We start from the raw sequence: 12650 nt of genomic DNA on the forward strand, positions 1-12650 counted from the left end.
GGTCGGGGCCACGGCAGGATCAGTGCGGACCAACGGTCCGCACCCACCAGCGCAGCCGCGCCCACCGGCGCATGCGGTAGTGCCGGCCGCTGGCCGGCAACCTCAGCGCACGTAGTCGCTCTGCGCCATCGCGTCGGCCAGGTAATCCACGAACGAGCTGATCCGCGACGATACGGCGGTGTTGCGGTAGTACACCGCATGGATCGGCTGGTACACATCCAGCGTCTGCCCCGCCAGCACCTGCACCAGGGTGCCGGCGCTGCGGTCGCGATCGGTGACGAAGTCGGACAGGCAGGTGATGCCCACACCTTCCACCGCCAGCCGGCGCAACGTCTCGCCACTGGACACGGCGATATCCGGCCGCACCAGCAGCAGCCCATCCGACTCTCCGGGCAGCGGCCAACGGTTGAGTGATTCCGGCTCGTTGAAGCTGACCAGCGTGTGCTGGCCCAGCGCGGCGACGCTGGCCGGTTCGCCGTGCCTGGCCAGGTAGTCCGGGCTGGCCACCAGCCGCAGCTGGCAGCGGCCCAGCAGCCGCGCATGCAGGGTGGAGTCGGCCAGCGGGCCGATCCGGATCGCCAGATCGGTGCGCCGTTCGAGCAGGTCGATGTAGCGGTCGGAGCTGTTCAGTTCCAGCTGCACTTCCGGGTAACGCGCGCGATAGCCGGCCACCAGCGGCGCGATCACGTGCAGCACGAACGGCATCGCCGCATCCACGCGCAGGCGCCCCGCCGGGCGTTCGCGGCGCGCCGCCATCTGTTCCTCGGCCGATTCCACCGCATCGATGATCGCGCGCGCATGGCGCAGGAACGCCTCGCCCTCGGCAGTCAGGTGCAGGCGGCGGGTGGTGCGGGTCAGCAGGGTGATCCCCAGCTTGTCCTCCAGCCGCCCCAGCGCGCGGCTCACACCCGAGGGCGTCTGCCCCAGCTGCTCGGCGGCAGCACTGATCGAACCGCTGTCGATCACCGAAAGGAACGCCTGCATTTCATCGAGAGTGGTCTTCATGCCCCTATTATTGACTGCACGGCAATAGTGATTGGCGTGAAGACCGGTTTTTCAGCAAAGGTCGGCGGCGCAGACTGCGCAGCCTCTTCCTCCTGCTGGACCCTGTCATGATCCGTGGCATTCCCCTCGCCCTGCTGGCGTTGACCCTCGGTGCCTTTGCCATCGGCACCACCGAATTCGTCATCGTCGGCCTGATCCCGACCATCGCCGGCGACCTGCAGGTCAGCCTGCCCTCGGCCGGCCTGCTGGTCTCGCTGTACGCGCTGGGTGTGGCCATCGGTGCGCCGGTGCTGACTGCGCTGACCGGACGCGTACCGCGCAAGCAACTGCTGGTGGCGCTGATGGTGTTGTTCACGCTCGGCAATGTCGTCGCCTGGATGGCACCCGGCTATACCTCGCTGATCATCGCCCGCATCCTCACCGGCCTGGCGCACGGCGTGTTCTTCTCGATCGGCGCGATCATCGCCACCGCCGTGGTACCGAAGGAGAAGGCAGCCAGCGCGATCGCCATCATGTTCACCGGCCTGACCGTGGCGCTGGTGACCGGCGTGCCGCTGGGCACCTTCATCGGCCAGCATCTGGGCTGGCGCGCGACCTTCCTGGCGGTAGCCGGCCTCGGCGTGGTCGCCCTGATCGGCGCGCTGCTGTTCGTACCGCGCAACCTGCCGCAGAGTGCGCCGGCCAGCCTCCGCCAGCAGCTTGCCGTGCTCGGCCAGCCACGCCTGCTGCTGGTCTATGCGATGACCGCGCTGGGCTACGGTGGCACCTTCCTGGCCTTCACCTATCTGGCGCCGATCCTGCAGGACGTCACCGGCCTTCCGGCCAACGCCGTGAGCCTGGTGCTGCTGGTGTACGGCGTGTCGGTGGCGATCGGCAACCTGTGGGGCGGGCGCATGGCCGACCGCTTGGGTCCGGTGCCCGCGCTGAAGCGCATCTTCGGACTGCTGGCATTGGTGCTGTTCGTGCTCACGTTCACTGCCTACAACACCTGGTTGATGCTGCTGACGGTGCTGGCGCTGGGTGCGGTGGCATTCGGCAACGTGCCCGGCCTGCAGGTCTACGTGGTCAAGCAGGCGCAGCGCTATGCACCGCAGGCCACCGACGTGGCATCGGGCCTGAACATTGCCGCGTTCAACGTCGGCATCGCCCTGGGCGCCTCGCTGGGCGGTCTGGTGGTGGAGCACATCGGCCTGATGCATACGCCCTGGCTGGGCGCGCTGGTGGTCGTACTGGCCTACGCGCTGACCGTGCTCAGTGGCCGCCTCGACCGCCGTGATGGCGTCGACCACCGCGCCGACGGCATTGCCGCCACCGCGCATTGATCCATGCAATGCACCGTTGCCGGCATGCATACGGTGCCTGTCCTACCCTCTTCCTTCTGCTACTCCCTTCCCCCCGTTGGAGCTTCCCATGACTGTCCCCGCTTTTGGTCTCGGCACCTTCCGCCTCAAAGACCAGACCGTGATCGACTCGGTGCGCAACGCACTGGAGGTCGGCTACCGCGCCATCGATACCGCGCAGATCTACGGCAATGAAGCCGAAGTCGGCCAGGCCATCGCCGAGTCAGGCGTGCCGCGTGATGATCTGTACTTGACCACCAAGGTGTGGATCACCGAGTTCAAGCGCGATGCGCTGCTGGCCAGCCTGCGTACCAGCCTCGAGAAGCTGCGCACCGACCGCGTCGACCTGGCGCTGATCCACTGGCCGTCACCGAATGACAAGGTCGACGTGCCGATGGAGGAATACCTGCCGGCACTGGCCGAGGCCAAGGCGCAGGGGCTGACCCGCGAGATCGGCATCTCCAACTTCACCATCGCGCAGACCCGCAAGGCGATCGAGATCCTCGGCGCCGAAGCCATCGCCACCAACCAGATCGAGATCCACCCGTACCTGCAGAACCGCCTGCTGGTGAAGTTCCTGCAGGACAACGGCATCCACATCACCGCCTACATGAGCCTGGCCTATGGCGAAGTGCTGAAGGACCCGGTGATCCAGGCCATTGCCGGCCGCCACCAGGCCACCCCGGCGCAGGTTGCGCTGGCGTGGGCGCTGCAGCAGGGCTTCTCGGTCATTCCGTCGTCGACCAAGCGCGAAAACCTGGCAGCCAACCTGGAAGCAGCGGCCGTACGCCTGACCGACGAAGACATGGCGCAGATCGCCAAGCTGGATCGCGGCCATCGCCTCGCGAATCCGGAAGGGATTGCCCCGGCCTGGGATTGATCCCAACTGGGGTTACGTATCGGAATCGTAGGTGCCGACCTTGGTCGGCACTGGCCTCTGGTCAGTCGATGACACATCGTGCCGACCAAGGTCGGCACCTACCAAAGGCAGAGCTATCCCTCGCCTTGCAGCAACCACCCACGCATGGCCGCACTGACCTCGTCCGGCTTTTCCATCGGTGCCAGGTGCCCGCAATCGGGCACCACCACCAGCTGCGAGTGCGGCACCAGGGCGTGCATCTCCTCGCTCACCGCCAGCGGCGTGATGCGGTCGTTTGCGCCGCAGACGATCAGCAGCGGATCGCGGTACCCGGCCAGCACATCGTGGCCATCGCGGCGCTCCAGCGCGCTCTGGCGCAGGAACACTTCGGCGCCCAACCGCGCGGTCATGTCGCGCACACGCTGCACCAGCACGTAGTCATCCAGCCGAGAAGCATCGATGTAGCTGCGCATCAGCACGTCACCGAAGCCGTGGAATTTTCCCGGCAAGCGCACGCTGGCACGTTGGCTGCGGCGCTGCTCGGCACGTTCCGGCGAATCGGCATGGATCGAGGTATCGATCAACGCCAGCTTCAGCACGCGCTCGGGCGCGATGCGCAGGATCTGCTGGGCGACGAAACCGCCCAGCGAGAAACCGGCCAGCGCAAAGCGCTCCGGCGCCTGCGCCAGCACGTCCTCGGTCACGCCCTGCAGGGTTTCGCCGCGGGTCTGGTCGCCCACCGTGCAATCGGCGATGTCGGCCAGGTCAGCCAGCTGTGAGCGCCACAGCTCGGCATCGTTGAGCAGGCCGGGTAGCAGCAACAGGGGGATACGGTTGGTCATGGGGGTATTGTCGCGCCGGTGCGGTGGCGGCGCCATGCCAGCGACCGCGCATGACATCAAGATGGCTGGCGGCCTCATGCAGAAACAGAATCCGAGGCCGGCGGTAGAGGGCACGGGCCAGAATCACGCGCTGTTTCTGACCGCCTGAAAGCGAGTTGCCCATGTCTCCGATAAGACCGTGATAAGCCATCGGCAGCCCCGCGATATCGTCGTGCACGGCTGCCATCCGAGCAGTTTCCTCGATGCGCTGTTCATCGAAGCCGCTATCGAAGCCGCTGATGTTGTCGGCAATGCTTCCGGCAAACAACTGGTCATCCGGGATCGCATCAAGCTCGCTGACCCGGGCGAAAAGCCGCATCGAATCAATCTCGTGCAGCGCCAACTACATGCGCGAATCGCTCAATGCGCATCACTGCTGCAGCAGGCGGGTCCATCTCGTAAAGGAAAATCTCGCGCCGGGTCTGCTTGCACTTGCCCAGACCCTGCGTATCGCCAAATGTCAGCTACATGGATGCTTCTCAACGTGTGCCTCTATTGTCTCTCAGGCTGCCGGCCAGCGGACGGTACTACCGAAATAGTTGTTCAGAACGTCCGTAGATGCAGGCCATGAGGACGACAAATCTCGCACAGCTATCAGTCATCGATGGACTAGAAACAAACCAATCTATAGATACAGAACGCTAGTCATCCCTCTCGACCTGCACATCTACCTCATCCCGAAAAATAACTGAAATAAAAAACAAGAGCAGAGCTGGAAGTGCCAAAAGCAGCACGAACGACAAAGGCGCACCGAACGACCATAGAGCGGCAGAAAATACGGCAGCCGAAATCCCAAGCAGCAGGAACGAGCACTTAATTTTCCCTATTAACAGGTAACTTGCCGTCGAACACAACAGCGAAAATGCGGTAACAAAAACTCCGACCTCCTGAGGAACCTGCAAAGGCTCAGCACCCCGAAGCGCCGCCACCAGCATCAGCGCTGAGGCAAACGCCATTGCTACCAGGGAAATGAAATAGAACCTGCCATGCCGCCCATCAAATCCATCAGTAATCTTCATATCGACCCTCAAAGGATCGCAGGGCGAAAGCGCCGCGATCCAGCTAATGATTTACCAGAGCTAGGGATGTTCTGAACAGCTCCCTGCGAACTGTGCAGCAGTGCCCGCCACGGATTTCGGCGTTGGGGGACACTATTAAGTCGCATAGTGGAATACATCATACGCCTGACATTTGGGGATGCGCAGGGCCTGGGCAAGCCCAAGCAGACCCGGCGCGAGATTCTCCTTTACGAGATGGACCCGCCTGCTGCAGCAGTGATGTGCATTGAGCGATCCGGGCATGTAGTAAGCGCTGCACGAGATTGATTCGATGCGGCTGTTCGACCGGCTCATCAGTCGTTCTCAGGTCAAGATACCCTGCATGACTCGCGCGGACTCCATGCCAAGCGTCGAGAAGAGTCATGACGATTGCTCTGGTCCATCAGCTGCCGCATTGAAACCAGTACGGACTTGGCGCCCTTGCGGGAATCAGCCGCAGGAGCAGCTCAAGCGGCATCCTTACAAAGTGATCATTTCGACGCGTGCTCTTCCCGAATCCGCTCGCGCCTGACGTCGGCACGCCTGGCTATCACAATGACAACCGCTCCTATGAACAAGAACGGCAAGATCCGACCGCCTGCAGTTGCGGCCACCATAGCTAGGCAGCACACGCAGCTGGCGAAGGTCTTTTCGTTGATACCTTGGATCCTCACAGATTTCCTCATGCCTGCAACATCGGGAAACATCTTCTTTCAGTAAGGTCACGAAGGGTCGCCGCCACGCAGTGGCGCAATGGTAGCGTTGCTTCTTCGCTGAGTTGAAGAGCGAAATGCGTCAGTAGCCGCTTCTTTCCTTCTGGTAATTCAGTCACTCCTACGCAAGAGACACAGCAGGCACCCGGTACGCCGACATGAGGGGACCATTCGGACGTCACTGGCGCAGGGTACAAGCCATCGTTGTAGTCTGTATTCAATCGTCAGAACGACTGACAGCAGCGCAATCATCAGCATGAGCTTGCTTTACGACGCCACCGATGTGATGACCGGGCTGACCGAGGTGCTGTGCTATGGCACGGCGGTGGTGGTGGAGCCCCTCCGCTAACCTGGCCGTAGAGTCGAGCTTGCTCGACTGCTTCCCGATGGCGACAGTCGAGCAAGCTCGACTCTACAAGTCCGGTGCCGGCACCTCGACCTGCTGCACCGGCAGGGTCACCATCATCACCGTCGGATCGTCTGGATCCAGCCTGGTCTTGAAGCCCAGGCTCTGGCACATCGCCAGCATGGTGCTGTTCTCGCGCAGCACCTGGCCTTCGACCACGTCCAGGCCCAGCCACTTGGCGTACTCGATCATGATCGCCATCAACCGCCAGCCGATGCCGTGGCCCTTCAGGTCCGAACGGATCAGGATGCCGTACTCGCCACGGTGGTAATCGGCATCGGCGTGCAGGCGTACCGCGCCCAGCATTTCGCCGCTGCGCGGTTCGATCGCCACCAGCGCGATCGAGCGTGCGTAATCGAGCTGGGTCAGGCGCGCGATGAACTCGTGGCTGAAGTGCTTCACCGACTGGAAGAAACGCAGGCGCAGATCCTCGTCACTGACGCGGGCGAAGAACGCACGGAACAGTGCGTCGTCCTCAGGCCGCACCGGGCGCACGAAGGCACGGCCGCCATCGGACAGCTCGATGGTGCGCTCCCACTCCTTCGGGTACGGGAACACCGAGAAACGCGGATGGCCGCGGCCCTTGTGCAGGATGCGCGACGGCGCCACCGCTACGCGGGCATCGAGGGCGAGGATGCCCTTGCCGTCGACCAGCAGCGGGTTGATGTCCAGCGTGCGCACCTCGGGGATATCGGCAGCCAGTTGTGCAAGCTTCACCAGCGCCAGCGCCAGTGCGCGCTCGTCAGCCGCCGGCACGTCACCGTAAGCCTTGAGGATGCGCGAGGCGCGGGTCTGGCCGATCAGCTCATGGGCCAGGCGCAGGTCCAGCGGCGGCAGCGCCAGCGCCTTGTCATTGATCACTTCGACGGCAGTGCCGCCGCGACCGACCACGATCACCGGACCGAACGTCGCGTCATCGGCGATGCCGACGATCAGTTCGCGCGCCTTCGGGCGGACGATGGTCGGCTGTACCAGCAGGCCATCGATGCGTGCATCCGGCCGCAGCTGGCGTGCGCGCGACAGGATCGCGTTGGCCGCGCTCTGCACCGCCGGCAGCGTGGACAGGTTCAGGCGCACGCCATCCACTTCCGACTTGTGCGGAATGTCCGGCGACAGGATCTTCAGTGCGACCGTGGCACCGCGTTCCAGCAGCGGCTGCGCCAGGTCCATCGCTTCGTGCGCATCGCGCGCATGCATCACCGGCGCGGACGGAATGCCATAGGCCTTGAGCAGTTCATGGGTGGCCAGCGGGTCCAGCCACTGCTGGCCGTTGGCCAGCGCGGCATCGACCAGTGCGCGCGCGGCGGCCGTGTCGACACTGAAATCCTGCGGCAGGCTGGGCGGCGTTTCCATCAACGCGTTCTGCGCTTCGCGGTAGCGCACCAGGTGCTGGAAGCCACGTACGGCTTCGGCCTCGGTCGGGTAGGTCGGGACGCGTGCCGCGTTGAGCGTGGCCGTGGCCTGGTCGTCGTTGCCCAGCCACACCGCGAATACCGGCTTGTCGCGGTGATGGCGCGGGCGCAGGCCGAGTGTGCGGGTGAGCGCCTGCGCCGCGTCCGCCGATGACGTGAATGCGGTCGGTACGTTGACGACCATCACCGCATCATTCTCGTTGTCGGCCAGCAGCGCTTCGATGGCCGCGGCATAGCGGTCACCATCGGCATCGACCACGATGTCCACCGGATTGCTGCGCGACCAGCCCTGCGGCAGCACCGCGTCGAGTTTCTCGATGGTGCTGTCGGACAGGTTGGCCAGCGTGCCACGCAATGCGATCAGCTGGTCCACCGCAAGGCGACCCACGCCACCACCGTTGCTGAGGATGGCCAGGCGGCGACCGGGGAACGTCCCCAACCGACCCAGCGATTCGGCGGCAGTGAACAGCTCGTCCAGCGCCCCCACGCGCAGCAGGCCGGCGCGGTTGAAGGCAGCACCGTACACATCATCGGCGCGGGCCAGGGCCTGCACATGGGTATCGCGGCTGCCCGGCTGCACGCGCTCGGCACGGCCGGACTTCACCACCACCACCGGCTTGGCACGCGCGGCGGCACGCGCGGCCGACATGAACTTGCGCGCATCCTTGATCTGCTCGACGTAGAGCAGGATGGCGCGGGTACGGTAGTCGGTGGCGAAGTAATCGAGCAGGTCGCCGAAGTCGACGTCCATCGTGTCGCCCAGCGAGACCACGGCGGAGAAGCCGACCGAGCGCGCCACACCCCATTCCACCAGCGCCGCCGCAATCGCCGAGGATTCGGAGATCAGCGCGAGGTCACCGGCCTGCGGGAAGTGCGCGGCGATGCTGGCATTGAGCCGTGCATGTGGTGCGATCACACCCAGGCAGTGCGGGCCAAGGATGCGCAGGCCATGCTTGCGCGCCACCGTTTCCACCTGTTCCGACAACGAGCCCGGGCCTTCGCCCAGGTGCGCGGTGAGGATGATCGCGGCCTGCACGCCGCGTTCGGCGGCGGTACGCACCACCTGCGGCACGATCGCCGCCGGTGCGGTGATGACGACCAGGTCCGGTACCCAGTCCAGATCCTTCAACCGCTTGATCGTGCGGATGCCATCGATCTCGGCATGCCGCGGGTTGATCCAGGCCACCTTGCCGGGGAAGCCGGTGCCACGCAGGTTGCGCATCACCGCGCGCCCGGCCGAACGCTCACGTGGACTGCCGCCGATCACCGCGACCGACTGCGGACGAAACACGGACTGCAGGTGGTAGGTACTCATGCGCCTACGGTACCCAAAAAAAGGGGACGGAGGGGATTAAGTCGTTTGTGCCTCATGTGCCTTAAACGACTTAATCCCCTCCGTCCCCTTTTTGTTCTGCATGCCGACCAAGGTCGGCACCTACCAGAGCACGATGGTTCCGGCTTACAGCAGCGTGCCGTGCAGGATCATCGCCGCGATGCTGAAGTAGATCACCAGGCCGGTCACGTCCACCAGGGTGGCCACGAACGGCGCCGAAGCGCTGGCCGGGTCGAAGCCGAGCCGTTTCAGGATGAAGGGCAGCATCGAGCCGGACAGCGAGCCGAAGGTGACGATGCCGACCAGCGCGGCGCCGATGGTGATCGCCAGCAGGATCCAGTGCTCGCCGTAGTCGTGCAGGCCGCCCAGCTGCCAGATAACGATACGCACGATGGCCAGGCAGCCAAGGATCGCGCCCAGCACCATGCCGGTGGGCACTTCGCGCAGGGCCACCTTCCACCAGTCACGCAGGCGCAGTTCGCGCAGTGCCAGGCTGCGGATCAGCAGCGAGGTGGCCTGCGAGCCGGAGTTGCCGCCCGAGCTCATGATCAGCGGAATGAACAGGGTCAGCACCACGGCGCGCGCCAGTTCATCCTCGTAGTGCTGCATCGCGCTGGCGGTCAGCATCTCACCCAGGAACAGCACGCTCAACCAGCCGGCGCGCTTGCGCAGCATCTCGAAGAAACCGATCTGCATGTACGGCTTGTCCAGCGCCTCCATGCCGCCGAACTTGTGCGCGTCCTCGGTGGATTCCTCGATCAACGCATCCAGCACGTCATCGACGGTGACGATGCCGAGCATCTGCTGCTGCGCATCCACCACCGGGATCGCCAGCAGGTCGTGGCGACGGATCAGCCGTGCCACTTCTTCCTGGTCCATCAGTGCGTCCACCGTGACCGGCGGATTGACCTGGGCCACGTCCAGGATCGACTCCTCCGGCAGGCCGGTGATCAACCGGCGCATGGTCACCACCTGCTGCAGCTGCTGGCTGGCCGGGTCCAGCACGTAGATCGCGTACACCGTCTCGCGGGTGCGCTCGACCTGGCGGATGTGCTGCAGGGTCTGCGCCACGGTCCAGCTGGCAGGCACCGCCACGTACTCGGTGGTCATCAGCGCACCGGCAGTGTTCGGTGGGTAGCTGAGCAGCTTCTGGATGGCCTGGCGGGCGTCGGTGCCCAGCAGCGGGATCAGCCGCGCGCGTTCTTCCTCATCCAGCTCGTGGACGATGTCGGTGGCGCGGTCATCGGCCATCAGGCCCAGCAGCGCCGCAGCCCGCGCCGGCGGCAGCGCGGCAACCAGTTCGCCACTGCGGTGCAGCTCCGGCGCTTCGAGCATCTTCACCGCACGCGGCAACGGCAGCGCCGCCAGCGTTTCCGCGGCGCGGGTCAGTTCCAGCGTATTGAGGAATTCCACCGCGTCGGCGGTGTTGTAGTTCGCCAGCGGTGCGGCCAGTGCGGCGGCATCGGCCACCGGGCGCAGCAATTGCTTCTGGTTCATCGGTTTTGCCTTGTGGGGGTGCGACCTCGCGCAACGCCAACGCAGGCAAACCGTCCCGATGTCAGGCGGTGGCCATCGCTGGCGTCGAACGAGGTCGACTTCTACTGTCGCTGGACATGGGTTGGGGACTCCGGGATGCGTGTGCCGGCGGACGCGCCGCCAGCGGCGGGCAGTCTGGACCCGTGGGCCATGCAGGTCAACCCGGCCACCCCGCGCCGACGGCCGGCGAGTTGTTCTCGTGCATACACAGGTCGGCGCGCATAATGACGCGGTGGCACTCGCCTCCCCTTCCCCCACCCGAACGGACGCACCGCGGGCTTCCCCGATGACCAGGTATTCCCATGCATAGCGGTGGTCTGGAACTGGCCCTGGTGCTGCTGCTGGCGGCGGTCATCGCCGTGCCGGTGTTCAAGAAGTTCGGCTTCGGCGCGGTGCTGGGCTACCTGGCGGCCGGTGTGGTGCTGGGCCCGGACGGGCTGGGCTTCGTGCAGGACGCCGACCGCATCCTCGGCGCCGCCGAGATCGGCGTGGTGATGCTGCTGTTCGTGATCGGTCTGGAACTGTCACCGGCCCGCCTGAAGGTGATGCGGCGCTCGGTGTTTGGTGCCGGTGCGGCACAGGTGGCGCTGTCCGGGCTGGTGCTGGGCGGCCTGTTGCTGCTCGACCATTTCCAATGGAAGAGCGCACTGGTGGTGGGCGTGGCACTGGCGCTGTCGTCCACCGCGGTCGGCCTGCAGCTGCTGTCAGAACACAAGGCGATCAACAGCGACCATGGCCGGCTCGGGTTCGCCATCCTGCTGTTCCAGGACCTGATCGCGATTCCGCTGCTGGCGGCCATCCCGCTGCTGGGCGGGGTAAAGAACGAGACCCTGCGCTGGGAAGACGCCGCCGTGGCCCTCGGCGCGCTGGCGGTGGTGATCCTGTGCGGGCGACCGGTGCTGCGCAAGGTGTTCGGCATCATCGCGCGTACCCGCAGCCCGGAAGTATTCACCGCGACCGCACTGCTGGTGGTGCTGGGCACCGCCTGGTTCATGCAGGAGGCCGGCCTCAGCCCCAGCCTGGGCGCGTTCCTGGCCGGCGTGCTGCTGTCCGATTCGGAGTTCCGGCACGAACTGGAAGCGCAGATCGAGCCGTTCAAGGGGCTGCTGCTGGGCCTGTTCTTCATTGCGGTGGGCATGGGCATCGACCTCGACCGCATCGCTGCCGAGCCGTGGCTGATCGCCGCCGGCGTGGCGATCCTGCTGGTGGTCAAATTCAGCCTGCTGTACGTGATCGGGCGCATCGCAAAGCTCAGTTCACGGCACTCGCTGCTACTGGGCAGCGTGCTGTGGCTGGGCGGCGAGTTCGCCTTCGTGGTGTTCAACGAAGCGCAGCGCGCGCACCTGCTGGGCAACGCCAACCATGACCGCCTGGTGGCGATCGTCGGCCTGTCGATGGCGATCACGCCACTGCTGATGATCGCGCTGTTCAAGCTGCTCGGCCAGGAGAAGGCAACGCCGCGCGAGGCAGCCGAGGCCGACAAGGTGGCGCCGGACAACCGGCCGAAGGTGCTGATTGCCGGCATGGGCCGCTTCGGCCAGGTCATCGCGCGCCTGCTGACCGCGCAGAAGGTGCCGTTCGTGGCACTGGAAGCGAACCCCGATACCGTGGCCGACCTGCGCCGCTTCGGCAACCAGCTGTACTACGGCGACCCGACCCGGCCGGAGATGCTGCGCGCGGCCGGCGGCGAGCACATCGATGTGTTCGTGATCACCGTGGACGACCCGGAGACCAACCTGCGCGCGGTGCGCATGGTGCGCCGGTTGTACCCGGACGCGAAGGTGCTGGCGCGTGCACGCAACCGCCAGCATGCGTGGCGCCTGATGGACATGTCGGCCGAGCCGTTCCGCGAAGTGTTCGGCACCAGCCTGGAAATGAGCGGGCGCGTGCTGACTGCATTGGGTGTTGCACCTGAAGTGGCCGAACGCCACGTGCAGCGCTTCCGTGAGCACGACGAGCAGCTGCTGCGCGACCAGTACCTGGTCTACGACGACGAGGCAGCGGTGATCCAGACCTCGCGCGATGCACGCAACGATCTGATGCACCTGTTCGAGGCCGACGCGGAAAGCGACGGCAAGTAGGCGTGGCGCCCCACCGGCGGCCCCCCCCCCACAATGAGGTAGTGGGG

8 protein-coding genes and 4 pseudogenes are annotated in these 12650 nt (G+C 65.3%); 5 read left to right on the plus strand and 7 right to left on the minus strand.

What is annotated here, in order from left to right; translation table 11 throughout:
• Positions 1-102: 102 nt before the first annotated feature.
• Positions 103-1005 carry a LysR family transcriptional regulator gene (locus V3B48_RS15000; RefSeq protein ID WP_049398665.1) on the minus strand — a complete coding sequence of 301 codons (903 nt, stop codon included), beginning with the start codon at positions 1003-1005 and terminating at the stop codon, positions 103-105.
• 107 nt (positions 1006-1112) lie between these two features.
• Here V3B48_RS15000 and V3B48_RS15005 point away from each other — a divergent pair, with 107 nt between their 5' ends.
• Together V3B48_RS15005 and dkgB are read left to right on the plus strand one after the other, a co-directional pair.
• The gene (locus V3B48_RS15005; RefSeq protein ID WP_134951296.1) at positions 1113-2327 is read left to right on the plus strand and encodes an MFS transporter; all 1215 of its coding nucleotides are present in this window, start codon (positions 1113-1115) and stop codon (positions 2325-2327) included.
• An 88-nt stretch (positions 2328-2415) separates the two neighbouring features.
• Positions 2416-3225 (plus strand): 2,5-didehydrogluconate reductase DkgB, encoded by an 810-nt coding sequence (dkgB, locus tag V3B48_RS15010; RefSeq protein ID WP_032129158.1) that lies wholly within the window; start codon positions 2416-2418, stop codon positions 3223-3225.
• A gap of 113 nt (positions 3226-3338) precedes the next feature.
• Here the strand turns inward: dkgB and V3B48_RS15015 are convergent, their stop codons facing one another.
• The 4 genes and pseudogenes from V3B48_RS15015 to V3B48_RS15030 form a co-directional block, all read right to left on the minus strand.
• Positions 3339-4046, minus strand: coding sequence for an alpha/beta hydrolase (locus V3B48_RS15015; protein ID WP_134951294.1), 708 nt, complete (start codon positions 4044-4046; stop codon positions 3339-3341).
• A gap of 52 nt (positions 4047-4098) precedes the next feature.
• Positions 4099-4368, minus strand: a pseudogene (locus V3B48_RS15020) (ATP-binding cassette domain-containing protein); the annotation flags it as partial.
• Positions 4357-4549 (minus strand): annotated as a pseudogene (locus tag V3B48_RS15025) (IS5/IS1182 family transposase); the annotation flags it as partial. The pseudogenes V3B48_RS15025 and V3B48_RS15020, both read right to left, overlap by 12 nt.
• Before the next feature lie 177 nt (positions 4550-4726).
• Positions 4727-5104 carry a hypothetical protein gene (locus V3B48_RS15030; protein ID WP_253143679.1) on the minus strand — a complete coding sequence of 126 codons (378 nt, stop codon included), beginning with the start codon at positions 5102-5104 and terminating at the stop codon, positions 4727-4729.
• A 159-nt stretch (positions 5105-5263) separates the two neighbouring features.
• Between V3B48_RS15030 and V3B48_RS15035 the strand changes: the two are divergent.
• Together V3B48_RS15035 and V3B48_RS15040 are read left to right on the plus strand one after the other, a co-directional pair.
• Positions 5264-5387, plus strand: a pseudogene (locus V3B48_RS15035) (IS5/IS1182 family transposase); the annotation flags it as partial.
• A 686-nt stretch (positions 5388-6073) separates the two neighbouring features.
• Positions 6074-6184: pseudogene (locus V3B48_RS15040) on the plus strand (YbjQ family protein); the annotation flags it as partial.
• 63 nt (positions 6185-6247) lie between these two features.
• Here the strand turns inward: V3B48_RS15040 and V3B48_RS15045 are convergent.
• The gene (locus tag V3B48_RS15045; RefSeq protein ID WP_154264788.1) at positions 6248-8968 is read right to left on the minus strand and encodes a bifunctional acetate--CoA ligase family protein/GNAT family N-acetyltransferase; all 2721 of its coding nucleotides are present in this window, start codon (positions 8966-8968) and stop codon (positions 6248-6250) included.
• 144 nt (positions 8969-9112) lie between these two features.
• Entirely contained in the window at positions 9113-10483 is a 1371-nt protein-coding gene (gene mgtE / locus V3B48_RS15050) for a magnesium transporter (protein ID WP_125893373.1), read from the minus strand.
• 341 nt (positions 10484-10824) lie between these two features.
• Here mgtE and V3B48_RS15055 point away from each other — a divergent pair, with 341 nt between their 5' ends.
• A complete protein-coding gene (locus V3B48_RS15055; protein WP_329894003.1) occupies positions 10825-12603 on the plus strand; it encodes a monovalent cation:proton antiporter-2 (CPA2) family protein in 1779 nt (592 codons plus the stop codon).
• Positions 12604-12650: the final 47 nt, after the last annotated feature.

Source organism: Stenotrophomonas sp. SMYL20, from assembly GCF_036320045.1.
Taxonomy (GTDB): Bacteria; Pseudomonadota; Gammaproteobacteria; order Xanthomonadales; family Xanthomonadaceae; genus Stenotrophomonas; species Stenotrophomonas maltophilia_A.